This window comes from Mycobacterium sp. MS1601, assembly GCF_001984215.1.
Taxonomy (GTDB): Bacteria; Actinomycetota; Actinomycetes; order Mycobacteriales; family Mycobacteriaceae; genus Mycobacterium.
In genome coordinates this window covers 94,481-115,698 of record NZ_CP019421.1, presented here as the reverse complement: position 1 = coordinate 115,698, position 21,218 = coordinate 94,481, and the positions used below count along the sequence as shown (strand labels likewise).

The window sequence follows — 21,218 nt, the reverse complement described above, 5'->3', positions numbered from 1 at the left end:
GCTGTTACTGCGCGGGCAGAGGAACGAGGTTGCCGTGCGGGTCAGTGGTGTACCCAGCGGGCGGCGGAAGAGGGAGCGGGACAACGGTTCCGCCCGTCGCTTCGGCGTACTGCTGGGCTTGGTCTTGCTCGGCGTCGGTGAAGGACTTGGTCGCGGCGGGCTGCCCGGGGACGCGCACCAGGAGCGTGAAGTCGGCGACGGCCTCGTCGCCTCTGCGCTTGGTCGGGGATTGCCTGGTGTGGTGGAAGCCTTCGGACATAGGGCCTAACGGTAGGGCACGCCGGTGACATGGCCGTCTCTGCGCATGTCCGTCTGCGTGACCGTGGTGGTTCTAGGGCCGAATGATCAGCTCAGGTCTGTTTTCCTTGGGAGGAAATTCCTACCGTTCGATGAACCATTTCGGCGCAAGTTAGGGAAAGATGATGAGGGTGACATCTGAGCAGTGGTTTGACGTTGCCGACGTGTGCTTGCTGCTCGCCGTGTCGTCAGCCAGTGTGCTGGCGCTGATGTTCGTCGGTGCTGTCGTGATCGACTGGATCAACAGGATGAGGACCACCCGAGCCGCCGGCGGCTCCACAGAAGAGGCCAGCGGGGCTCCCGGAGCCCGGAAACTGCGGGCACCGATCTTCGTGCCGAAACCCGCAGCGCGCCGCCAGCCTGCCCTCGCATCCGCCACCAAGTCCGCGCCCGTCGCTAGGTCACCGCGGTGGGTCGAAAAGACGAGTCCTCGCCTCGACCTGTCAGACGACGGTCTGGCCGATGGCGGCGATTGATCCCTCGGAGTGCTTGCGCACCGTCACGGTGTCAGCAACCGGTGCCCACAAGCAGGTCCCCATCTGCGGAGCGCCCTGCCACTACGGTGGCCAGTCGATGGCCCGCAAGCACAGTCGGTCCGACTTGGGGTGGATGGCGCACTGCAACCGTCGTGTCGACACAGCTGGCTACAGATGCTGGCAACACAGGGACACTCCAGCCGCGACCTCGCGGTAGTTCCGCGCTACCAACGGCCCTGAGGCACCGTTAGAGCGGCATCGTCATGAACAGGTCGAGTGCTTCGCTGAATGTCGTGAGTTCGAAGTCGGGATCGACGTAAGTGATTGCGGTGCCCGGCGGCAGATCTGGTGAGGTCAGCAGATCTGCGTGCGGGCCGCGGCCGGTGACTCGCAGTAGGCGGTGCATCCGCGGCGGCGGTACTCGGGTTTCGTGCCATTGGATCGGCCGGGCGTCTGTGGGGTCGTTGCAGTGCGTGGCGAAGGTACTCATCACCGATGGTGGTGTCAGGCCGCAGGATTCGCGGTCCCAGGTGGTGAATCCGGCGTGGACGTCGCGCAGGAATGTCTGCACAGCTGGGGGCAGGGTGTCGAAGTGTGGCGGGTCGTGGTCGCCGAAGGTGGCGGGGTCTTCGCCCATCCAGACGCCGTAGCCGTCGCCGTCGAGTGCTGCGATCACGTAGTCCAGGCATGGCGTCGGGATCCAGGTGTGTTTGGCGACGCGCACGTCGACCAGGCGGGTGTTGAGCGCTTCGGCGAATTTCGGTACCAGGCTGAGGAATTCGGCGTTCCAGAGGCTGCGTGCGCAGTGTGTGCGTTCGTCGGGGTCGGTGGAGTCGGCTATCGGTCGCCAGGCGTGCGGGATGGGTGTCCGGGTTGCTTGGCTTGATGAGTCGAGGATCGTGAACGGGTCGGTTTCCCATGGCATCGCCGCGGCGAGGGCGTCGTGGTCAAAACCGGCCATAAGCGTTGTCTCCTGGTGTGTTCCACGGTCGGCGTGACGGGCTGGTAGCGGTAGCGGGCTTGGACGATCTTGACTTCGCTGTCGGCTCGGTAGACGAGTCGGCCGCCGATTGCCACGATCATCGCGATGATATCAGGAATGCGATATCATCGGTGGATGGAGCAGATCGTGATCCGAAACCTCCCTGAGGGAACCAAGGCTGCGCTGCGGGCGCGCGCCGCACGGCACCATCACTCCGTTGAGGCCGAAGCGCGCGCGATCCTCACTGCAGGGGTAGCGGGTGAAGATGTCCCTATGTCGGCGCTCCTGGCCGCCGACAGCGGCCAGGAGATCGACTTCGAGCCCGAGCGCCTCGGCCTGACCGCCCGCACCTCAGACCTGTGACCTACGTGCTGGACACCAACGTGGTGTCCGCTTTGCGTGTGCCGGGCCGCAATCCGGCCGTGGCGGCGTGGGCGGACTCGGTAGAACCCTCTGAGCAGTTCATCTCCGCGATCACCCTGGCTGAAATCGAACGCGGCGTGATCGCGAAGGAACGTGCCGACCCGACCCAGGGCGCGCACCTGCGACGCTGGTTCGATACCAAGGTGCTGCCCGTGTTCGCTCGCCGGACACTGCCTTTCGATCTGGTTGCGGCTCGTATCTTGGCCACCTATCGGGTGCCCGAGCATTCTCCCTATGACGATGCGTTGACCGCCGCGGTCGCCCAGGCCACCGACAAGACGGTCGTTACTCGCAATACCCGACACTTCGAACCACTCGGTGTTCGATGCCTGGACCCGTGGAGCTATCGCTGAAGCGACTGGCCGTCACCCTTGGGCTGTGCGGGGAGCCGCCGCTCGGCGCCACCGTGCAACCAACGGGTTGGGCCGGAGACTCTAGGTGGTGCGGCGGTGCAGGCGCAGGCGCAGTTCGTCGGGCTTGAGGGTGAGGGTTTCGGAGACTTTCAGCTCGTAACCGGGTTCGGGTTCGAGGTCGAACTGATGCAGGACAGTGGCCAGGGTCAGCATGATCTCGTGGAGGGCGAACTGGCGGCCGATGCAGGCCCGTGCGCCGACGCCGAAGGGCTTGTAGACGTGTGGGGGCAGCTTGCGGATGTTGTCGGGCAGGAAGCGGTCTGGACGGAACTGGTCGGCGTCGGGGCCCCAGGTGTTGGGGTCGCGGTGGGCGGCCAGGAGTAGGACGAAGACCCAGTCGCCGGCGGCGAAGTGGTACTTGCCGTCGCCGATGGTGGTGTCGGTCTTGGCTTGGCGGAAGTAGCCGGGGGCCACCGGCCACAGTCGCAGGGTTTCGTCGACGATGCGGCGCAGGTGGCGCATCGGGGCGACGTCGTCGAAGGCGATGCCGGGGAAGTCGCGGTCGGGCCAGCGTTGGTCGATCTCGGCGCGGGCGGCCGCGGCGATGTCGGGGTGGTGGGCCAGGAAGTGCAGGGCGAAGCCGATGGCGTTGGCTGAGGTTTCGCTGCCGGCGACGAGCAGGGTCAGGATCTGGTTGGTGATGTTGTCGTCGTCGAGGGTTCGGCCGGTCTCGGGGTCGGCGGAGTTGAGCATGATGTCGAGCATGTCGGCGCCGTCGGCGGTGCGGGGGCCGGCGTTGCGGCGGTCGTTGATGATGGTGGCGATCTGCGCGCGCAGGGCTGCTTTGTCTTGCAGGTGCTGGCGGCGCTGAGCTTTCCCGAAGAGCTTCTCGTAGAGCGGGATTGCGTCGGTGCGGCGGTTGGCGTACTTCAGCTCGCGCAGGACGGTGGCGATGAAGGGGTCGTCGGTGGGGTCGTCGAGCTTGTTGAAGGAGTGGCTGATGCCGGCGCGGGCGACGATCTCGGTGGTGAGCCGGTTTGCTTCGTTGGGGATGTCGATCCAGGCGTCGTTGCCGGCGCGGTTGGCCCAGGCGTCGGTGAGTTCGCCGATGGTGGCCAGCATGGTGGGGTGGTAGGACTCCATGGCGGTCTTGGTGAAGGCCGGCATGAGCACGTTGTGGGCGGTGCGCCAGTTGGGTTCGTGGTTGTAGGCGGTGAACAGGCCGTCGCCGCCGAGGGGGCGCAGTTTGCGCAGTGAGTGCCCGACGTGTTTTTCCCACGTGGTTTCGTCGTTGACGTCGTCGATCAGGGCGGGGTCAGACAGCACGATGACGGGGACGTCGAAGATGCGTTGTTCGACGATGCCGCCGCGGGCGACGTTGTCCTTGGCCAGGCCCTGGCAGGGTTTGGCGAGGTCGATGGTGAGGAGATCTCCGATGATCGGCATGCGCCAGCGGGGGTGGGGCAGCGTCGCGGAAGTGTTGGTGGACATGGCTGATGGGCTCATCTCGGTGTCGTGCTGGGCTGGGGGCTGTGTTGGGTGGCTTGTTGTGCTTGAGGCCACCACCGGGCCAGGCGCAGCAGTTCGGCGGTTTCGTCTTCGAGGTTGGTCGATCGGGACTTGAGGATGACGGAGGAGTCGACGGGTACGGGTTGGGCGCCGGCGGCCTTGGTGCGGACGGCGTGGGCCAGTTGCAGTGCCGCGAGGGCGGGTTCGCGTCGGCTGGTCGGGATGGAGAACTGGGTGATGAAGCGCTCGGCCCGGGCGTCGTCGACGTCGTGGAAGTAGCCGCGCAGCTGCAGGATCGCGTCGCGGATCTGGACGGTGGTCTGATGCAAGTCCAGGGAGGACTTCTGGCGGCGCGGGTTGGGTGTGCGCAGTTCGAAGGCGCTGGCTGGGACGGCCTCAGTCATGCTGGCGCGCAAGGGTTGGAGCTGGCGCCAGTGGCGGCTGGTGGCGTCGAGGCCGACGCGTGCGAAGAGCGCTCTGACGGCCGGCACGGCGGCGAGTGCGCTGACGCCGACTGTTTCCCAGAAGATGTTGGAGCCGTGCAGGGTGAGCCGGAAGTCGACGCTGTGGACCCAGTCGAGTTCTTCGAGGGTGGCCAGGATGACGGCGTCGATGCTGGTGCTTCCGACGGCGATACCGACGGCGATGCCGCTGATGGCGATGAGGCGTTCGCGGGGTTTGGCGGCGGGGCGCAGCAGCTCGTTGATCACCATGTGCAGCAGCTTGTAGGCCAGGGCGATGAAGATGCTGGTCAGTAGCGCCCATGCCAGGACGCTGTACCAGCCGCCGAATTCTTCGAGGGTTTGGCCGGCGCGGCGGGCGGGTGTGGCGGCCAGGAGGAAGCCGATGGCCAGGGCGGTGGCGGCGGCGCGGTGGTAGCGGTGGCGGCGGCGGGTTTGTTGGGGGACAGACGGGCCCACAGGGAGATGAAGCCGATGAACTCTGAGGCGGCGAAGATCATGACCGCGAGTGAGAGTTGTTGTGCGGCGGTGATGGACAGGATGCCGTGGTCGGCGAGGACGTTCTCGATGGCGCGTTCACGCAGCAGGTTGGATAACACCATGAGGGCCAGGGTGTTGTTGAAGTAGGTGTCGTATTGGTTGCTGCGGAAGAAGGCGTAGCGGGTGATGACGACGATCACCATGAACACCAGCAGCGGCCAGGTCAGGTAGGCCGGGACGGAGGTGGTCACGGTGATCGGAAGAACACGCTGCGCATCATCGACTGTTGGTCGGCGACTTCGGCGGCGGCGATCATGAGGATGCTGGCAAACATCTCAGCGTCACGTTCCTGGTCGCTGGCGAAGTCGGTGCGGCCCAGTACGGCGTTGACTGAAGAGGGGTCGATGCCTGGTAATACCTTCTGGCACATCTCAATTTCGCGGTCGCGGTCAGCGCCGAAGGCTCTGGTGCGGCCGTGGCCGAGCATCATGTGCCCAATTTCGTGGCAAACGATGGTCGAAATATGGTAGGCCGACGTGCCCACTTCGTGCAGGATGAGATCGTCGTCGTCGCGGGTGAGCCACAGCCCGCACGGACTACCGGCCAGGGCCGCGGTCTCAGTGGGGATCAGGTGGATCGGCCGGCCGCGTTGGGCGGCGATGTTCTGGATGAAGACGTCAAGGTCCCATGGCACTGGGATCGGCAGCTCGCGGGCCATCGCGAGCATGTCTTCGTTCGGTACTGCCATTCTTGCTATTCCCCGGGTGTCTGCACTGGCGGAAGCTGTTCGAGTTGCCGCGCATGGTCGACCATAGCGGCCAGGCTGTTGAGGGCCTGCGGGGTGAGTCCGGAGGCGCGCATGGCGAGGTCGCGGACGCCGGCGTCGCGCATCGCTTCGAGCAGGTTGAGCTGGGCGTCGATGTCGGGGTCGATACCGGGGTCGACCAGGTATGACGGTGCGACGCCGAAGAACTGGGCGATTGCGCGCAGGTGGGTGACGGTGGGGTTGGTCTTCATCCCGTTGCGCAGCTGCCAGAGGTAGGCCGCGCTGATGGAGACGCCGGTCTTTTCGGTGATGGCCTCGGCGGCGGCTGCGTTGGACAGCGGCGGCTGTGAGGCTTTGTGCATGATGTCGAAGAGCTTGTTGAGCTTGATGGACAGCTCTGACGGTTCAGCGGCAGCGTTCTCGGACGCCGTTTCAGTCAATGTACTCTCGTTTCATGCGCCCACTCATGTCGTGTACTGATGTTACTACACGGTATGGACCATAGCGTTTGTGCAGTTCAGCGCAGCTGTGAGGTAGTGGCGGATATGCGCTTCCAGTTGTCATTCACATGAGTACACGTTGCGACTGCTGACGAATATGGCTATAAATGGCTGCATGGTCAGTAAGTCGGGGGCGGCACTGAGTCCTTCACCCCATCGCAAATCGGGCGGGGCGCACGTCATTCCGCTACCCGGGCCCGATGCGGATCTCATGTTGGTGCGCAGATACTCCCGCGAGCTGAAGATCGCCTGCGACGAGCTGCACGGCGATCCCTTCGACGCCGACGCTCGCGCGCACCTGCTGCGACTGATCCTGCAGGACAGCCAGATCGCCGACGCCGCCAAGAGCCGCCTGAATCGCATCCAGGTGCCGGCGGTCGGCCGCCCGTAGCTCCGCCGCGCCGCCAACCGGCATCCGAAGTGTGCCGGTAGATGGCGGTTGGTGTGGTTGAAAGCCTCTCCATGCCTGGGGTTTCGGTCTCGCAGTGTCGCTACCTGCGGTGATGGCACGTCCCTTGGCGTAGCCGGCCGAGCCCTGGGCCCCCGCCTCCTTCTTGCCTCTGTCTTGCGCCATGCGTCCGCGACGTCGTCGCGCGTCTCCTGGGTCGCCGTGGGCTGATCCCGACCCCATGTGCGGGGGACCTGCTATCACCGCTGGTAGACCCACTCACCTATGTCATCGAGCACTGCATTCATCACCACCTGAGGGAATATCAGCCTGACGGGCCGTAATTCCCCTGTTCGCGGGCGCTGTTCTGTCGGATCGCGTTGTTACGATTTGCAGAGTTCATGAGGTGGCGTTGCCGTGACAGACGGAGGAGGCAGCGATGTCGACCGGAGATCTCCCGCCGATCTTCACCGAGGCCCAGTGCCGCGGGTTGGGGCGATGCGAAATCTGCTTCTTTCACCCGCCGACCCAAGGTCACCGCGAGGGCTGCCCCCGCCGAGACGAAGGAGACGACCGCGATGTCGAACTCAACCCTGGACGAGCGCTCGCCCGTACTTACAGCCGCACCGCTCGCCGACGCTGAGGCCTCACCCGTTGCCGCTGGGGTCGTTGCCGTTGTGTCGGTGCGGCCGCGGCGCCGCCTTCGTCACCGGCAGGCCCGGTGCACCTGCGGCTGGGAGGGCCAGCGGCGCTGGGTCGTGAAGGCCGCCGCGGCGATCGAGGCCTGGAGCCATGCCTACGGCGTGGGATGCGCACCACGGGAACCGTTGGTCGTGGAGGCCGCAGACCTGGCAGCCGGAGACCGGTGATGGGGGCCCGAAGCAAGATCGAGTGGACCACCTCGACATGGCCAGTGGTCACGGGATGCACTCCAATTTCCGACGGATGTACCAACTGCTACGCCGCGCGGCACGCGAATCGTTTCGCGGGAACAAAGGCCTGGCCCAACGGATTTGATGTCACGCTCTGGCCGGACCGGCTCGATCAGCCCCTGCGATGGCGGGCCCCCAGGAAGGTGTTCGTCTGCTCCACCGGCGACCTGTTCCACGCTGAGGTGCCCGATGACTACATCGCCCGCGTGTGGGCGGTCATGGCCTCATCCGGTGCCCATACCTTTCAGGTCCTGACCAAGCGGCACGCCAGAATGCGTGCGCTGCTGAACAACCCGTCGTTCTGGGAAGACGTGAACTCCCACTGGCTGGACCTGGCGGGTACCGGGCCGGGGCGCAAGCAGTACCCGCCGGACCTTCGCCGGCGGTTCCTACCCAACGTGTGGCTCGGCGTCAGCGTGGAAAGCCAGTACTGGGCCGACCGGCGCATCCCCGCCCTGCTGGACACCCCGGCCGCCATCCGCTATCTCTCGCTGGAGCCCTTGCTTGAGCTGGTCAAGCTCAGCGCGGCGCTGCGCAAATGGACTCCGCCAGAGGAACATCCCGCGTGGGACGGCACACGACTCAACGTGCGGGAAGTCCTGCACTGGGTCATCGTCGGCGGCGAATCCGGGCCCGGCGCGCGGCCCATGCACCCGGACTGGGCGCGCAGCCTGCGCGATGAGTGCCTCACCGGTGAGATCGCGTTCTTCTTCAAGCAGTTCGGTGAGTACTTGCCGGTCCCCATCGCCGATGACGAGGAGTTCGCGTTCGGACGTGCCTACGACAGTCCGGCCGGTGGGCGCAGGTCTCCGGCGGTCCGCATCCCCGCACCGGGCAGCTCGACCTTGCGCGGCGCGCAGATGCGGCTGCTGGAGCCCGGCGAGCGCACCACCAACACCGTGCTGCTCGACCGCGACACCATCGCGGTCCGGGTGGGCAAGCAACGCGCCGGCCGGGTGCTCGACGGGCGGACCTGGGATCAGTACCCGGACGCAGTGACGGAAACAGTCACCCGCGGCGGTACTTCACCGGTAAGAGAGCCAGTCACCGTGCAGGAGGAATCGAGATGACGACGCAGACGATCACCAACGCCGAGCGGTCCAAGCTGCGGCAGTACTACCAGCCGGAGCCGATGACGCCGGTGGACATGGCGGTCGGTCAGCGGGTCAAGCTCGACGCCGAGCGGCAGTGGTGGACGGTGCGTGGCCGTGTGGACGACGTCGCGGTGCTGACACGGCAGGCGCCGTTTCGCCGGCGGGGCGCGTGGGAGTACACGGTCCTGGATTGGCGGGCCGGTGTTCGTGGGCCGGTCAACACGATCGGGCAGGGCTGGGACGTCGACACCGACGAGCAGTGCCAAGAACTCGCCGAGCTGGTCCGCGACGGGAAATGGGCTGTGTCATCGCGCAATTGGCTGCCCATCGACGTGACCGACGTGAAGTAGCGCTGCGATGGCCCCCACACGTGCGGTAGCGCCGATGACGGCGGACGCTCTGCTGGGCAGATTGCGGCGCCACTACATCGAGCCGTCACGGCGTCTTCCAGGCGGGATCTTCGTCCCCGAGGTGGGGATGAACGGCGGGTACGGTGCCGGGCGGCGCTGCGACGCGGTGTACGTCGGGTTCACCACCGCCAGCGGTCGCCAGCTGATCGGCCACGAGATCAAGGTGTCGCGCTCGGACTGGGTCGCTGAGCTGGGCCGCAAGACCGGCAAGGCCGACGCCTGGGCCGATCAGTGCCACCAGTGGTGGCTGGTCGTGTCCGACCCGTCGATCGTGCGCGAGGGCGAGCTGCCCGAGGGCTGGGGACTGATGTCGCCCGGTCGGTCGGTGACCCGGATGGCCATCCACCGCCCGGCAGCGCCCAAGGCCGATCACGACCCGTCCTGGGATGCGGTGCGCTCGGTGTTCGCCCGCTACGACACGTTGCGGGCCGAAGCGCTGAACGCCGGGGACAAAGCTGCCCTGGCCGCCGCAACTGTGAAGGCCAACGCCGAGGCCGATGCGGCGTTGGCGCGGCGGATCGCCGCGCTGCCGGATGTATCGGAGCTGCAGCAGCGCCTGGCCGTGCTCCAGGAGGTGCTGGGTGCGCCGATCGACTGGAACTCAGCGGACAAACCGCCTCGCCCCGGAGCGATCGGTCTGCAGTCCTTGGGTGAGATCGCTGCGCTGGTGAGCGCGCACGGGAGCGTGGCGCGGGTCGCACAGCGCATCACCGTGGGATACGCCAACCCTGTCGCGGCCGCGAGCAAGGCCATCGCCGACCTGTCGGTCGCGCTGGCAGGAGTGCAGTCCGCCGGTGATGTGGGCGATGAAAGCAGAAGTGCTGCAACGCGCGTCGAGGCGCTGGTGTAGGGAGGTGCGGGCCGTGAATGGTGACTGTGTGAAGGCGCGTCAGGGACGCGACGTTCATGTCACGACCGACGACGGTGTGGTTCTGGCCGTGCGCGAGACGGGTCGCCGGGACGCTGCGCACACCGTGGTGTTCCTACACGGGCTGTGCCTGTCGCAGGTGTGCTGGGCGCGCCAGGTCGACTCTCTGGTGAGCCGGTACGGGTCTGCGGTGCGGATCCTGAGCTACGACCATCGCGGTCATGGCCGGTCCGGTCAGGCGCCGATGAGCACCTACCGCATTGAGCGGCTGGCCGAGGACCTGGCCCAGGTGCTGGCGGTGTGCGAGGTCAGTGGTCCGGTGACACTGGTGGGCCACAGCATGGGCGGTATGACCGCCCTGGGCTATCTCGGGTTGGATGCCGGCAGGCGGCCGGTCGATCCGGTGGGTCTGGTGCTGGTGGCCACCGCGGCGGGCAAGCTGCGGCAGCGGGGCATGGGTCGGCTACTGGGAACGCCGGCGACCGCGGCGCTGGTCGGTGTCGCCGGTGTGGCGCCGGAGCAGGCGGTCAGGGCGATGGCCGCTCCGCTGTGTGCGACGTTGAGCCGTTGGCGGCGTGGAGCGTCGGCTGCGGCGCTGGCCGCGGTGGCCGCCGACGCTCTGGCGGCTGTCTCGGTGGCCACGGCGGTCGGGTTCCTGCCGGCGCTGCGGGACTACGACCAATATCCGATGCTGTCGAGCATCCGGGCGCGCACGGTGGTGCTCAGCGGTGGCGCTGACCCGTTGACCCCGGCGGTGCATGCCCGGGACCTGGCGGCGGCGATCCCGGGCGCTGAGCACGTGCACATCCCCGGGGCGGGGCACATGCTCCCGCAGGAGGCCGCGCAGCTCGTTCATGAGGCGATCCGGCGAGCCGCCGGTATCGACGGCTCTTTCGAGGACCTCGGTGTTGATGCGGTCAGCGGTGCGCGGCCCGTCGCGCAGGTGGCCGCGCTGGCGGGGGTGGCGTCGTGACCGTCTATGTCGACAACGCGCGGATCCCGGCGCGCGTCGGGCGCCACGCCACGACGTGGTCGCATCTGTTCGCCGACACCCAGGACGAGCTTCACGCCTTCGCGGCACGTCTGGGATTGCGGCGCAGCTGGTTTCAGGATCCGGTGAAGATCGGTAAGCCGTTCAAGGCGCGCCCGGGGAGCCGGGCGGCGGAGAACTGGCACTACGACGTCACCGAATCCAAGCGCGCTCAAGCGGTCAGGCTGGGGGCGGTGGAGGTGAGCTGGCGTGACGCGGTCGCGATCATCAACGCCCGCTACCAGGCCGGTCAGGGCGCCGAGTCGGAAATGGAGAAGCAGGCATGAGCGCTGAGGTGGACTGGGACGGTCAGAGTGACCCGTTCGAGGCGTGGCGCGAGGGCCTGGTGTCGCCCAGGGCGATCACCGCGGCGCTGGACATGCGTGCGCTCTACGGCCCCGAGGTCGACGAGGCATGCGGGGTGCAGGAGCCCGCGGTCGATCAGTGGGAGGCCGGGCAGTTGTACCCGAGTTGGGAGCAGCTGGAAGCGTTGTCGCGGCTCACCGAGTTCCCTGTCCGGTTCTTCACCCGTGACGGGGTCTCGGAGGTCACCGGTGGGTTTGTGTGTCAGCGCAGCGGGAAGGGCCGGGGATGTCGCCCGCTGTCGGGGCCCCGCGGGCCGCGGGAGTTCCCACGGGAGGTAGTGGCAGCCACGGAGGGGACACGCTGGCACGTGGTCCCCCTCGGTGACCAGCGGAGATGACACGTCCCCTGAGTCCGGCCCGCCCGCGGGCCGCCGGGCGGCCCGAACATGTTTCACAAGAGAGGAATTCAGTGAGTATTGATTACGTTTCGTTGCCGGCCGCTGAGCTGGTGTTCGCAGTCTCGGGGCGCGAGCGCCACATCGTGACCAGTGAGGCCGCCGGTGTTGCACTCGAGTTCGCCGGCGGGGATCCGCGCTTGGCGCATGCGAGCGCCCTGTGCCGGCGGGTCGCCAAGCTGGCCCCCGCGTGGGGCCCCTACAGCCGGGAGGCGGCGCTGGAGTACGGGCCGCGCTGCCCGGACTGTGCGTGGATCCTGGCGCTGCACCGCGGCGACGTCGACGAGGAGATCGCCGCGTTCACCACCGTCAACGGCTTCGACGCCGCGGTGATCACCGCCCGTCTCGGCGAGGACTTCGGCGAGCGGCTGCTGGACAAGATCGCCCACGATCCCGCGCTGTGGCAAGGCGCGGATCGGCTCGGTCCCTCACACCGTTCCCAGCTGCTCGGGCACGCCTCCCGCCACCTGCCCACCGTTGTGGTGTGCGAGGAATGCGCGGAGATCGGCGTCGCCAACGCCCACGGCTACGGGGAGACCTGTCCAGAAGTAGGGATCATCTGCTCCGGCTGCACTGTCGCCGCCGACGGCGTGTGGGCCGGTGAGTGGGAGGGCACCGTCCTTGCCGAGTGCACCATCAGCGCTCCGTGTTCGGTGCTGACTACGCTGGCCGCCCACTACGAAATCTCCATCGGCACCCCTGCCGCACCTGCTTGACGCTGTATGTGAGCCGCCGGGCACCCGCCCCTGCTGTCGGGTGCAAAAACACTTGCACAGAAACATATTTCAGGAGGAAAGCGTGTCGATGACCGATCTGCTGGAGGGCGCCGGCATCGAGTCCAGCCCGATGCTGATGGTGGCACTGGGCGCGGTGGGAGTGCTTGGCGCGCTGTCGCTGCTGCGGCTGCTGCGCCGTGTCCAGAGGCTGATCTGGACTGCGGCCGTATTGGTCGCGGCGGGCAGTGCGGGCGCCGGCGGCGGATGGGCGTTCCTCGACGCATTCAAAGTCCTGCAATGAGTGAAGGGCGAAACCCGATGCAACCGAATGAGAATCCCGTCCCGGGCGCCAGCGCCAGCGGAAGCGGCGCGGGGGCTCCATGATGATGGGTTCCGGCGCTGTCTCCAAGGCGCGGGTGCTGGTGCGTGACCTCTCCGATGCGGCGTACCGCGGGGTGCGCGTGCGGTTCGGTGAGATCACCGGCACGGTGGACGGTCTGGCGGCCACCGCGGCCGTCGGCGTCACCCCTGACGGGCAGGGTGTGCCTCTCGCTGGGCGGCCGCTGCTGGTGCTCGTGGACGACCTGGGGCACACCCATCACCTGGAGTTCGGCGCGCACGACTACGTGACCCTGCTGGGCTCATGAACGTGCTGCTGCGCGCCGGGGCTTTGGTCGCTGTCGCCGCGGTGGCAGGGTGCAGTGTCACTGTGTCCGGGGACGGTAGACCCGGCGAGGGGGCGCGGGAAGCGGTGGCGTTGCAGTCGTTTCTGCTCAGTCCCGCCGAGATCAACGCCGCGATGGGCGCTGAGGGCATGGTGGCTGCCGTTACTCAGAGCACGCTGGTCGAGGACGGCGGCCGCACCAACCCCACGCAGTGTTTGTCGGTGAGCAGCGTGGGACAAGAGCACGTCTACAGCGACGCGGGTTGGACGGCCGTGCGGGTGCAGAGCCTGCGCGAAGAGGGTGCGGATTTTGAGCACCTGGTCCACCAGGGCGTGATCGAGTTCTCGACGCAGGCCCAGGCGGCGGAGTTTCTCACCGACTCGGCCGGCATCTGGGCGGCGTGCGCTCGGGCGGGCCGCTACGCCTACCGCTCGCCGGAAGCTGACGCGGTGTGGCTGGTGGGCTCGGTGGACGACGAGGGCTCGGTGCTGGCCTTGGTGACGCCGCAGCAGCTCGGCGAAGGATGGACCTGCCAGCGGGCCTTGGCCGCGGCGGTCAACGTCGTCGCCGATGTGATGACGTGCTCCTATGACATCGAGGACCGGGCGGCCGTCACGATCGCCGGCCAGATCGCCGATCGGGTCGCTGGTTAGAGGCGAGTCGTGATCTCCATCAACGTCTTCGACGTCACCCCAGAGATGCTCGACATACTGCTGCCCGCCCGGCCGGAACCGGCCCCGCCAGTAGAACGTCGGCGCGTGCGCAGGCGTGCACCGTCGCGGCCGGCCCGTGACCCATCGGCTCCCCATGTCGAGGTGTGCCTGGTGCGCGGCTACGTCCGCGCTGCTCCGACTCCGCGCTGCGACAGCTACGGCATACCGCTAGCTCGGCCCCGCGAATACTGTCCCCGGTGCGGCATCCGCTACACGGCGGAGAACCCAATTCTCGATCCTGGCTTGGGCGCCGAGTGCAGAGACTGCTCGGACGTCGGCGCCCTACTCAACAAGGACGGCGGCTGATGTGATGACCCCGCTGTTCGGGGGTCTTGGTGAGGCTCTGAATGGAGCCGTTTCGTGCTGGGTCAGCCCTATCCTGATAGGCGACGCGGTTGTGCTGGGTGGGACGAGGAGGTCGGCCGGTGGAGGCTATTGATGGCTGGCTGGGAGCAGCTGGAGCCGAAAATGTCGACGGCTACAGGGATCTGCTGGTCAAGGCGCTGAATCCCACCTCGGCCGAACGTGAGCCATTGGTGCTACCCGATCCCCAGTCCGCGGACGCCAATGCGGTACTGGCCCTGCTCAAGAAGGGCCAGGTGCCCACGCAGCGAGCCGTTCAGGCAGGCGCCGCCAATGCCCGCCCGCCGGTGGTGCGCGAGCCCGCGCGGAAGTGGTCTGATGCGGAGATCGACCGTTTCGGTCAGCTCGGTGCGCCCTGGCTACATGAGTACCGGCAGACACACGGGACTGGGCCGACGTGGAACGAGTTCTTCAGCAGCGCACCCGTTGAGCGCGCCTTTGATGAGTTCGGTGTCGAGAGCGGCGTTGGTGAGGGCGGCGTTCAGGGGTACCTGCGGCGCGACGGTGTCCGCAGTCTCCTGATTCGGCGTGGCCGCCGGCGGGGATGGTTTGCATTCAATGATCAGCCACGCAGTCTGTGCGCCGGCCCGAGCTTCTTCGTAGCGGGATACCGGGCGCCGGATCCGGTCGGGCGGCGGGTAGCAGGGTTGATTCGGCAGTCCCACGCCGCCGGCGAGAAGCCTCACCTGCAGTGGGCGGATATTGCTGAGGTTCTCGACTTGGACGGCAGCAGGGTGTTCCGCGATGTCGAGGACGCTGAGGCACAAGCTGGGTGGCTGGCCACCGAGCAGTGGATAACGATCAAGCCCGCAGGGATTGGGCTCGGATTCAGGGCCCGGCGCGAGCAGAGGCGCAATGGTCTTCGCAGCGCCCGCAAGCGTCTCGCCGATCAGTCACCGGAGGGTGAGCCGGTCAGCACCGACTGAATGCCCGTCGGGACGTGTCGTTGAGCCTGGTCACAGGCTTGCTGGTGGCAGTCGTGGCCGTCGGCTCGGCGCCGCGGCCGACAGGTTAGGGACGTGGCATCGCCGCTGGTGGTGAACCAATTTGTGGTGATTTTGCGACTGCGGTGACGGAAACGCCGCCGGGCGCCGGTACTTCCTGGGTGTACCAGCCAAAGACACCCTGAAGGAGGCGCGCGGTGTGCCGATCGACGAAGCATGGTGGGCGGCGATGCCCCGGCTGCGGAAGCTACGGAGCCGCGGCGAAAGCCAACGGCAATCGCCGCCTGGGGCGGATGGCCCGCAAGAAGGTCGTCGACCACCTCACCGAACAAGGCCTCGTCGACACCGCGAAAGCGATCCTGTCCGCCCCGCCGAGCATCCTGCCGGAGTTCATGAAGGCCATGGGCATTGAGGAGTCGGTGCTCGGGGACGTCCCGATGCCCAGCACGCACGCCAACCCGCCCTCTGCCGGTCTGCTGATCGCGGCGGCCAAAGCTGAGCAGGCCGCTCTGGCCGGTCCGCAGATCTCTGCTGAAGAGCAGGCACTGGAAGCCGCGGAGGCGGCGTTCGCGGCCGCGGAGAAGAGCGTCGACGATGCCCGCAAGGCGGTGTCACGGGCCCAGTCGCGGCGCCGGAAGCTGGTCAAGGAGTTGGGCACCGGTGACGAGGAGGCTCTGACCGCTGAGCAGATGGAGCAGCTCGGGGAGGCCAGTGAGGCCATCGAGGCGGCGAAGGCGGCCTACGAGCAGGCCAAGAAGGCCGTCCCCGACGCAGCCGACGACGTGGTCGCCGCCAAGTACGGCGTCGCCACGACGCTGCCCGAGGAGGAGCGCGACGCCTACTGCGCGAACTTGAGCAGCGAGGACGTCGAGGCGTTGGCGCGTTCGTTGAACCGGGCGGTGGCAGCCGAGGCGGCCGGCGCGCTCGATGGCGGCCCTCAGCCCTCGCTGACCGCGGGCGCCGTGCGCGACACCTCGGTCTACACGCCGGGGAAGTTCCTGATGGAAACCGGCTCGGGTGCGGTGGAAGTCGAGGGACGACTGCTCGACGGCGGCACGGCCATTCACCGTCGCGGATCCGGGGACTTCCTGATCCTGCAGAAGCGCGACGGGGTGTATCACGGCGTGGCTGCGGCCAACGGCAAGTCCGCGGCGTTGAACAAGGCCAACCGGATCCCCATGCTCGACGAGCTGCCGGCGCTGCATGAGGGGGCCAGCGATACCGAAGCCCAGGCCCACCACATCAAGACCCAAGCGCTGATGCAGTTGGCCGGCCAAGCCGCAGAACACCATTGGACCGCCGAGCAGCACCAGAAGTTCCTCGACGACAAGATGAGCGAGGCCCGCGGCAAGCTCGTCGACTCGGTAGGTGCCGGGCCCGTGCGCGCGGACATCTACGACGCGACCAAGCGGCACAAGAAGCTGATGCGCGAGAAGGCGGCCGTGGCAGCCGGGGAGGCGGCCCGCACCGACGCCCTGGCCGCCGGCAAGGGCGCCCAGGAGGCCGAGGCCGCCTATGCGGCCGCGCATCGCCGCGCGCTGGGGACGCCGACGCGCGGGGGCGGTGTCATCCCGCACTTCGATCACAAGATCCCGCCGGAGAGCATCGGTGAGGACAAGCACAAGTCGCTGTGGCGCAGCGGTATCCGCGCCTGGGGCAAGGAAACCGCCGATGACTACGCGGTCATCGCCCAGCGCGCCGGAAACCTCAAGGCGTGGGGTTTCTCGGGGAGCGGTCCGGGTGTGCAGACCTCAAGCATCGGTGAATTGACCACGGTGAACGCGGAATTCGTCAAGAAGAAGCTCGACGGCAAGGAGCGCTCAGCGCTGACGACCTATACCGGTGGCAGCTACACGAGCATCAACGCTGCCATCTGTGGACGTGACGGCGCGAAGCCTTCCGGGTCGATCAAGACGGTGGTCTCGGGGATCGAGTCGGCGTTCGACAAGTTCCGCGAGCACAACCCGAACATGACGCCGATGACGGTGGTGCGCGGCACCAGGGTGCCCAGTGGGTGGAAGGGGACGCCGGCGGAGTACATCGACGCGGTGTTCACCGTGGGATCGCGCATGGAGGTGGGCAAGGTGACCAGCACGACCACCAAGCAGTCCACCGCGTCAGCGTTCGCCGGGCACCCGCCGTACTACATGGTCGTGCGGACCCGCGAGGGCCTGCCAGTGAAGAGCATCTCGAACTTCTCCGGTGAGGACGAGGTGATCCTGCCGATGGGGTCGCATCTGCGGTGTGTGCACGTCGACCATTCCGGTATCGCGGGCGCACCCACGGTGTACCTGGTGGCTGAGGACCTGGTCGCGGAGTCCGAAGACACTGGTGCCGGTGGCTGGAAGAAGGCAAGCTGATGGCCACACACCCAGCAGGGGTGGTGAGCTGGGGAAATAGCATGTCCCCGGCCGGTGGGAGCCGGCGTCAGGTGTGCACGAGGGAGGAACTGGGATGGCGTTGACCAGGGCGCAGATCGACGAGATCCAGGAGCGGCTGGACGAGGGCATGAGCCCGGAGGCGATCGCCGATTCCATCGGACGGGTGGCTGATCTCGACGAGCTGGAATTGGTGACGATCAGATCTGCGGCGTATGACCTTCGCAACGGGGAACCGGTACGCGCCTCCGACGAGTAGCCGCCCGCCGCGGCAGCGCTACGCACGCCCGGCGTGGGGACATGTCGTCTGCCCTGTTCACGTCGGGTGGGGGGAGCGGTTGATGCGCCAGAAGCCGGGGTCGAGGCGGTGAGCGAGGGCGGCGAGGTCTTCGACGAAGGCTTCGGCGCCGGCACCCTCTATGCGGATGGTCAGGTAGTCGCTGCCTCCGCGGATGGCTGTGGTCTTGGCGTCGGTGCGATCATCCCGTGCCGCTGTGGTCAGCGCATTGATGCGGGCTAGGTCGTCATCGGTCTCGGGGTCGCCGGTGGCGATCGACAGGTGGCGCACGCCGCGGGTCAGATCCTCTGCCTCGCTGAGCAGCGAGGCGACGGCCAGTTGTTCGAGCAGTCCGGCGGTCTCGTCGAGGTCGGCCTCGCGGTCGCGGTGGCGGCCGCAGTAGTGCTGTGGGTCGTCATTCATGTGGATCTCCCGGTGGGGCTGTTGCAAGGGAATCCTGCCTGCCGGCGCGGCCGCGGTGGGTGCGCCGCGCCGGTGCCGTGTGCACTTTCCGCCATCGCGGGGCGAGTCCGTCCAAAACGATGATCTGATGGATTTCTTCGGTCTGACGTGCCTATATGGGGCCGAAGGGGCAGCGGTGAGGCGAATTAAAACTTACCAATGGTGGTGAATTCCCCGGATGTGGGTTAATCTGGCCATGCCAAAGACACCTTCACCGGAAGGGAAACCATGTTTATTCGTCGTATCCCGGCCCGACCGTTTTCGGGGGCCTTCTGATGTGCCGCTCACTCAAGAACGGGCAGCGCCGCCGCTGCCCGGCCTGCTCGTCCTTCCCCGCCGCCGCGCGCGCCAACGGCAGCCGCCGGCAGGGCCGCCTAGCGCGACGCAAGGTGGTCGACCATCTCAACAGCATCGGCTTGGTCGACACCGCCACTGCAGTCCTGGCGTCACCGCCCAGCATGCTGGCCCCGTTCATGGCCGCCGCGGGTCTGGACCCCGCGATCCTGGGAGATGTCCCGATGCCTGGCACCGGCCCCAAGGGGGCGGACGCCGCGGCCCTGATCAAGCAGGCCAATGACGAACGAGCGCAACAGCATCGACGGGCCGCTCAGCAGGCGGCCGCGGTGTGCGCCACCCCATCGGTCGTCTCGTCCCGGCCTCGACTGGCCCGCGCGGCAGCGCCCCAGTCGGTGCACGCCGGCGCCGCGGCCCGCCTGGCTGTGGCCATGGGGCGCGGTCCTGGCGCCCGCCGGCCCGGCGCAGCTCCGGCAGCGGCTAACGTGCCGAACTGCAAGAAGAACGTCGGGCTCCTCGTCGAGTGGGAGGACTCTGATGGTGAGCCGGGTCGAGCCAGCAAGGTCTTTGCTGAGGGTGGCTCCAAGGCCCAGTGCCGGATCGCGTGCGCTGAGGCCGAGATGCTGTGCAAGGGCTGCCCTTTGATGGAATCCTGCGCCCAGGACGCCAAGGACAGCCACTACACCGGGATTGCCGGCGGCCGCATTTTCGTCAATGGTCGGCACCGGTTGACGCCGTCTAGCCCGGCTAGGATCGTCGCATAACTGCGCCCCTCTGGCGTGCACGTTTCCGCTGTGGTGAGAAGGCTGGTGAGCGATGACGACAGGTGTCAACACAAAACCCCTCGACGTGTTCGTGTTGGGGTTGAGGTACCTGCGCAACAGTCAGACCGATGAAGCGCGCGAGGCGTTTCGGATGGCCGCCCAGCAGGACCCGTTGATGTGCGATGCGTGGCTGGGCAGGCTTGCCACTGGGGACACCTCGCTGGAGGTCGCCGCCGGGGCCTACAAGTCGGTGAACAATCTGGGTGCGGCGCTCAAGTCGGCCCAGATGAACGTGGGGGACCTCAACGTGGTCACGTCGTTGACGCTGGGGTCTTTCACGCTGCGTATGCCCACCCACACGCGGCTGCATGTGGCGATCGCCTATGCCGCGGCGTTGGCCGAAGCGACGCCCCGGCAGCTGGCCAAAGCCGACGAAGTCATCAATCGGGAGTTCCGGCAGCCCAACGTGCCCGATATCGATCTGGACGTGCTCGACTATGTGCGACTGGGGTTGCTCGGCCTGGCGCGGCGCTGGCCCGATGTGCTCAGCTTCGAAGGCAAGCAGCAATGGCGGTCGCAGGATCCGACCATTGTGAACCTGCTCAACGCCGGCATGCTGGTGTGGAAGGTGTGGGCGCTGGTAGGCACCGGGAATCCCGTGGAAGCCCAGCGCTTCGCCGAAATAGGTTTGAACACATCGGGATTGCCCAACGATGTGCACGCCAAGCTCCGTTTGGGCCGCGGATACGCGATGCGCGCACAAGGGCAGCGCGACGAAGCCACGAAGGCGTTCACCGAGCTTCAGGCCTGGATGAATCTGCCCGAGGTGCAGGAGGCCATCGAGGATCCGGAGAAGACGATCGAGACCGTCACTGCGGCGTCGCTGGCGACCCGGACCGACATCTGGGATCCCGAGTCGGGAAGTTCGGCGGCATCGCTGGAGGTCGAGGCCCGCGAGAAGCGTCGCGACGGGGTGCGCGCTGAGGCAATGGCGTTGCTGGACCAGCAGATCGGCATGGGTGGGGTCAAGGAGCAGATCCGTCGCCTAGAAGCCAAGGCGATGATGGACCAGAAGCGCGCCGAGATGGGCATCGCCAAGAAGGACGTCGGCGCGGCCTACATTTTCACGGGCCCTCCTGGTACCGGTAAGACCACGATGGCCCGCATCCTGGCGCAGCTGCTGTTCGGGCTTGGCGTCATCGCGCGCCCGGAAGTGGTGGAGGCATCACGCCCGCAGATGGTCGACCAGTATTTGGGCAAGACGGCCCAGAAGACCAACGCGGTCATCGACAAAGCGCTCGGTGGGCTGCTGTTCATCGACGAGGCCTATTCGCTGTACCAGAAGGGCTATTCCGACGGTGACGCCTACGGCCAGGAGGCGATCGACACGCTGTTGGCGCGGTTGGAGAACGAGCGCAAAACCGAGGATCCGAACAAGAAGCTGGTGACCGTGATCGCCGGCTACGAAGCCGACATCAACCGGTTCCTGACGAGCAATGAGGGCCTGGCGACCCGGTTCACCACGCGGATCCACTTCGACTCCTACACCCCCGAGGACTTGGTCAAGATCGCCGACCTGATGGCCAGCAATGAATCGTCGCTGTACTCGGCGGCGGCCCAGGACCTCATGCTTGCCAACCTGATGACGCTGGCGCAGACGTCGGTCGATGACGTCGACTCCGGCGGCAACCCTCGGGTGGTGTCGGGCATCGACAAGGCCGGCAACGCCCGCTTCATTCGCAATGTGACCGAGAAGGCCACCGAGATCAGGGATTTCCGGTTGTCGACGAGCACCGATATCGACCTGTCGGTCAAAGAGGTGCTGGTCACGATCGACGAGACTGATGTGGCCGCGGCGTTCCGTGAAGTCTGTTCCGTGCAGGGAGTTCCGTTCAATGGATAGTCGTTGGGAG

At 67.0% G+C, this 21,218-nt stretch carries 29 protein-coding genes; 21 read left to right on the top strand and 8 right to left on the bottom strand.

From position 1 onward, the window contains the following. Nucleotides 1-4 precede the first annotated feature (4 nt). Nucleotides 5-259: a hypothetical protein gene (locus BVC93_RS31305; RefSeq protein WP_083741611.1), complete on the bottom strand. Its 255-nt coding sequence runs from the start codon at nt 257-259 to the stop codon at nt 5-7. A 169-nt stretch (nt 260-428) separates the two neighbouring features. Here BVC93_RS31305 and BVC93_RS31300 point away from each other — a divergent pair, with 169 nt between their 5' ends. Then, nucleotides 429-773: a hypothetical protein gene (locus BVC93_RS31300; RefSeq protein ID WP_206780401.1), complete on the top strand. Its 345-nt coding sequence runs from the start codon at nt 429-431 to the stop codon at nt 771-773. Nucleotides 774-1,020: 247 nt separating this feature from the next. Here the strand turns inward: BVC93_RS31300 and BVC93_RS31295 are convergent, their stop codons facing one another. Beyond that, entirely contained in the window at nt 1,021-1,734 is a 714-nt protein-coding gene (locus BVC93_RS31295; RefSeq protein ID WP_083741609.1) for a hypothetical protein, read from the bottom strand. A 168-nt stretch (nt 1,735-1,902) separates the two neighbouring features. On the opposite strand from BVC93_RS31295, the gene BVC93_RS31290 reads away from it, so the two are divergent. Beyond that, complete coding sequence (locus tag BVC93_RS31290) at nt 1,903-2,118, top strand: FitA-like ribbon-helix-helix domain-containing protein (protein WP_157517364.1); 216 nt, start codon at nt 1,903-1,905, stop codon at nt 2,116-2,118. Continuing rightward, on the top strand, nt 2,115-2,531 hold the full coding sequence (locus BVC93_RS31285) for a type II toxin-antitoxin system VapC family toxin (RefSeq protein WP_083741607.1): 417 nt from the start codon (nt 2,115-2,117) through the stop codon (nt 2,529-2,531). Before BVC93_RS31290 ends, BVC93_RS31285 begins: the two co-directional genes overlap by 4 nt. A gap of 81 nt (nt 2,532-2,612) precedes the next feature. Here BVC93_RS31285 and BVC93_RS31280 read toward each other — a convergent pair whose 3' ends face one another. From BVC93_RS31280 to BVC93_RS31260, 5 genes are read right to left on the bottom strand one after another with little or no spacing between them, the layout of a single operon-like run. Continuing rightward, complete coding sequence (locus BVC93_RS31280; RefSeq protein ID WP_236950541.1) at nt 2,613-4,022, bottom strand: cytochrome P450; 1,410 nt, start codon at nt 4,020-4,022, stop codon at nt 2,613-2,615. Nucleotides 4,023-4,033: 11 nt separating this feature from the next. Beyond that, the gene (locus BVC93_RS31275) at nt 4,034-4,753 is read right to left on the bottom strand and encodes a DUF6545 domain-containing protein (protein ID WP_083741605.1); all 720 of its coding nucleotides are present in this window, start codon (nt 4,751-4,753) and stop codon (nt 4,034-4,036) included. 38 nt (nt 4,754-4,791) lie between these two features. Continuing rightward, nucleotides 4,792-5,232 (bottom strand): hypothetical protein, encoded by a 441-nt coding sequence (locus BVC93_RS34655; RefSeq protein ID WP_083741604.1) that lies wholly within the window; start codon nt 5,230-5,232, stop codon nt 4,792-4,794. Beyond that, nucleotides 5,229-5,729: a hypothetical protein gene (locus tag BVC93_RS31265; RefSeq protein WP_083741603.1), complete on the bottom strand. Its 501-nt coding sequence runs from the start codon at nt 5,727-5,729 to the stop codon at nt 5,229-5,231. The genes BVC93_RS34655 and BVC93_RS31265 overlap by 4 nt, the downstream gene beginning before the upstream one ends. A 5-nt stretch (nt 5,730-5,734) precedes the next feature. After that, the gene (locus tag BVC93_RS31260) at nt 5,735-6,109 is read right to left on the bottom strand and encodes a helix-turn-helix domain-containing protein (protein ID WP_236950548.1); all 375 of its coding nucleotides are present in this window, start codon (nt 6,107-6,109) and stop codon (nt 5,735-5,737) included. Nucleotides 6,110-6,362: 253 nt separating this feature from the next. Between BVC93_RS31260 and BVC93_RS31255 the strand changes: the two genes are divergently transcribed. The 16 genes from BVC93_RS31255 to BVC93_RS31180 all read left to right on the top strand — a co-directional run bounded on the left by BVC93_RS31255 (nt 6,363) and on the right by BVC93_RS31180 (nt 17,767). Beyond that, on the top strand, nt 6,363-6,638 hold the full coding sequence (locus BVC93_RS31255; RefSeq protein ID WP_157517340.1) for a hypothetical protein: 276 nt from the start codon (nt 6,363-6,365) through the stop codon (nt 6,636-6,638). Nucleotides 6,639-7,213: 575 nt separating this feature from the next. After that, nucleotides 7,214-7,504, top strand: a complete 291-nt coding sequence (locus BVC93_RS31245; RefSeq protein WP_157517339.1) for a hypothetical protein — start codon at nt 7,214-7,216, stop codon at nt 7,502-7,504. Then, nucleotides 7,504-8,637: a DUF5131 family protein gene (locus tag BVC93_RS31240; RefSeq protein ID WP_083741598.1), complete on the top strand. Its 1,134-nt coding sequence runs from the start codon at nt 7,504-7,506 to the stop codon at nt 8,635-8,637. Before BVC93_RS31245 ends, BVC93_RS31240 begins: the two co-directional genes overlap by 1 nt. Beyond that, entirely contained in the window at nt 8,634-9,011 is a 378-nt protein-coding gene (locus BVC93_RS31235; protein ID WP_083741597.1) for a hypothetical protein, read from the top strand. The genes BVC93_RS31240 and BVC93_RS31235 overlap by 4 nt, the downstream gene beginning before the upstream one ends. A gap of 7 nt (nt 9,012-9,018) precedes the next feature. Continuing rightward, nucleotides 9,019-9,921, top strand: coding sequence for a hypothetical protein (locus tag BVC93_RS34305; protein ID WP_236950540.1), 903 nt, complete (start codon nt 9,019-9,021; stop codon nt 9,919-9,921). A 28-nt stretch (nt 9,922-9,949) separates the two neighbouring features. Then, the gene (locus BVC93_RS31225) at nt 9,950-10,912 is read left to right on the top strand and encodes an alpha/beta fold hydrolase (protein ID WP_236950539.1); all 963 of its coding nucleotides are present in this window, start codon (nt 9,950-9,952) and stop codon (nt 10,910-10,912) included. Next, nucleotides 10,909-11,256 (top strand): DUF4031 domain-containing protein, encoded by a 348-nt coding sequence (locus BVC93_RS31220; protein ID WP_083741595.1) that lies wholly within the window; start codon nt 10,909-10,911, stop codon nt 11,254-11,256. Before BVC93_RS31225 ends, BVC93_RS31220 begins: the two co-directional genes overlap by 4 nt. Next, nucleotides 11,253-11,672, top strand: coding sequence for a hypothetical protein (locus BVC93_RS31215; protein ID WP_083741594.1), 420 nt, complete (start codon nt 11,253-11,255; stop codon nt 11,670-11,672). The genes BVC93_RS31220 and BVC93_RS31215 overlap by 4 nt, the downstream gene beginning before the upstream one ends. Nucleotides 11,673-11,743: 71 nt before the next feature. Next, nucleotides 11,744-12,445: a hypothetical protein gene (locus tag BVC93_RS31210; RefSeq protein WP_157517338.1), complete on the top strand. Its 702-nt coding sequence runs from the start codon at nt 11,744-11,746 to the stop codon at nt 12,443-12,445. Nucleotides 12,446-12,533: 88 nt separating this feature from the next. After that, entirely contained in the window at nt 12,534-12,746 is a 213-nt protein-coding gene (locus BVC93_RS31205) for a hypothetical protein (RefSeq protein ID WP_083741592.1), read from the top strand. Between the two features lie 79 nt (nt 12,747-12,825). After that, nucleotides 12,826-13,092, top strand: a complete 267-nt coding sequence (locus BVC93_RS31200) for a hypothetical protein (protein ID WP_083741591.1) — start codon at nt 12,826-12,828, stop codon at nt 13,090-13,092. After that, entirely contained in the window at nt 13,089-13,763 is a 675-nt protein-coding gene (locus BVC93_RS31195; RefSeq protein WP_083741590.1) for a sensor domain-containing protein, read from the top strand. Before BVC93_RS31200 ends, BVC93_RS31195 begins: the two co-directional genes overlap by 4 nt. A 9-nt stretch (nt 13,764-13,772) precedes the next feature. Then, on the top strand, nt 13,773-14,129 hold the full coding sequence (locus BVC93_RS33360) for a hypothetical protein (RefSeq protein WP_157517337.1): 357 nt from the start codon (nt 13,773-13,775) through the stop codon (nt 14,127-14,129). A gap of 119 nt (nt 14,130-14,248) precedes the next feature. After that, nucleotides 14,249-15,112 (top strand): hypothetical protein, encoded by an 864-nt coding sequence (locus BVC93_RS31190; RefSeq protein WP_083741589.1) that lies wholly within the window; start codon nt 14,249-14,251, stop codon nt 15,110-15,112. Nucleotides 15,113-15,423: 311 nt separating this feature from the next. After that, on the top strand, nt 15,424-17,490 hold the full coding sequence (locus BVC93_RS31185; protein ID WP_236950538.1) for an ADP-ribosyltransferase: 2,067 nt from the start codon (nt 15,424-15,426) through the stop codon (nt 17,488-17,490). A 94-nt stretch (nt 17,491-17,584) separates the two neighbouring features. After that, nucleotides 17,585-17,767, top strand: a complete 183-nt coding sequence (locus BVC93_RS31180) for a hypothetical protein (RefSeq protein WP_083741587.1) — start codon at nt 17,585-17,587, stop codon at nt 17,765-17,767. Between the two features lie 57 nt (nt 17,768-17,824). On the opposite strand, the gene BVC93_RS31175 is transcribed toward BVC93_RS31180, so the two are convergent. Beyond that, a complete protein-coding gene (locus BVC93_RS31175; RefSeq protein ID WP_083741586.1) occupies nt 17,825-18,208 on the bottom strand; it encodes a hypothetical protein in 384 nt (127 codons plus the stop codon). 314 nt (nt 18,209-18,522) lie between these two features. On the opposite strand from BVC93_RS31175, the gene BVC93_RS31170 reads away from it, so the two are divergent. Both BVC93_RS31170 and BVC93_RS31165 read left to right on the top strand, forming a co-directional pair. Next, nucleotides 18,523-19,305, top strand: coding sequence for a hypothetical protein (locus tag BVC93_RS31170; RefSeq protein WP_083741585.1), 783 nt, complete (start codon nt 18,523-18,525; stop codon nt 19,303-19,305). 52 nt (nt 19,306-19,357) lie between these two features. Beyond that, on the top strand, nt 19,358-21,208 hold the full coding sequence (locus BVC93_RS31165) for an AAA family ATPase (protein ID WP_083741584.1): 1,851 nt from the start codon (nt 19,358-19,360) through the stop codon (nt 21,206-21,208). The last annotated feature ends 10 nt before the right edge of the window (nt 21,209-21,218 follow it).

Excerpts from the sequence above, each read along its gene's own strand:
- BVC93_RS31305 (WP_083741611.1), bottom strand. The coding sequence starts at position 259 with ATGTCCGAAGGCTTCCACCACACCAGGCAATCCCCGACCAAGCGCAGA.
- BVC93_RS31295 (WP_083741609.1), bottom strand. The coding sequence starts at position 1,734 with ATGGCCGGTTTTGACCACGACGCCCTCGCCGCGGCGATGCCATGGGAA.
- BVC93_RS31280 (WP_236950541.1), bottom strand. The coding sequence starts at position 4,022 with ATGTCCACCAACACTTCCGCGACGCTGCCCCACCCCCGCTGGCGCATG.
- BVC93_RS31275 (WP_083741605.1), bottom strand. The coding sequence starts at position 4,753 with ATGGTGATCAACGAGCTGCTGCGCCCCGCCGCCAAACCCCGCGAACGC.
- BVC93_RS31265 (WP_083741603.1), bottom strand. The coding sequence starts at position 5,729 with ATGGCAGTACCGAACGAAGACATGCTCGCGATGGCCCGCGAGCTGCCG.
- BVC93_RS31260 (WP_236950548.1), bottom strand. The coding sequence starts at position 6,109 with ATGCACAAAGCCTCACAGCCGCCGCTGTCCAACGCAGCCGCCGCCGAG.
- BVC93_RS31255 (WP_157517340.1), top strand. The coding sequence starts at position 6,363 with ATGGTCAGTAAGTCGGGGGCGGCACTGAGTCCTTCACCCCATCGCAAA.
- BVC93_RS31245 (WP_157517339.1), top strand. The coding sequence starts at position 7,214 with ATGTCGAACTCAACCCTGGACGAGCGCTCGCCCGTACTTACAGCCGCA.
- BVC93_RS31240 (WP_083741598.1), top strand. The coding sequence starts at position 7,504 with ATGGGGGCCCGAAGCAAGATCGAGTGGACCACCTCGACATGGCCAGTG.
- BVC93_RS31235 (WP_083741597.1), top strand. The coding sequence starts at position 8,634 with ATGACGACGCAGACGATCACCAACGCCGAGCGGTCCAAGCTGCGGCAG.
- BVC93_RS34305 (WP_236950540.1), top strand. The coding sequence starts at position 9,019 with ATGGCCCCCACACGTGCGGTAGCGCCGATGACGGCGGACGCTCTGCTG.
- BVC93_RS31215 (WP_083741594.1), top strand. The coding sequence starts at position 11,253 with ATGAGCGCTGAGGTGGACTGGGACGGTCAGAGTGACCCGTTCGAGGCG.
- BVC93_RS31205 (WP_083741592.1), top strand. The coding sequence starts at position 12,534 with ATGACCGATCTGCTGGAGGGCGCCGGCATCGAGTCCAGCCCGATGCTG.
- BVC93_RS31200 (WP_083741591.1), top strand. The coding sequence starts at position 12,826 with ATGATGATGGGTTCCGGCGCTGTCTCCAAGGCGCGGGTGCTGGTGCGT.
- BVC93_RS31195 (WP_083741590.1), top strand. The coding sequence starts at position 13,089 with ATGAACGTGCTGCTGCGCGCCGGGGCTTTGGTCGCTGTCGCCGCGGTG.
- BVC93_RS31185 (WP_236950538.1), top strand. The coding sequence starts at position 15,424 with ATGGCCCGCAAGAAGGTCGTCGACCACCTCACCGAACAAGGCCTCGTC.
- BVC93_RS31180 (WP_083741587.1), top strand. The coding sequence starts at position 17,585 with ATGGCGTTGACCAGGGCGCAGATCGACGAGATCCAGGAGCGGCTGGAC.
- BVC93_RS31175 (WP_083741586.1), bottom strand. The coding sequence starts at position 18,208 with ATGAATGACGACCCACAGCACTACTGCGGCCGCCACCGCGACCGCGAG.
- BVC93_RS31170 (WP_083741585.1), top strand. The coding sequence starts at position 18,523 with ATGTGCCGCTCACTCAAGAACGGGCAGCGCCGCCGCTGCCCGGCCTGC.
- BVC93_RS31165 (WP_083741584.1), top strand. The coding sequence starts at position 19,358 with ATGACGACAGGTGTCAACACAAAACCCCTCGACGTGTTCGTGTTGGGG.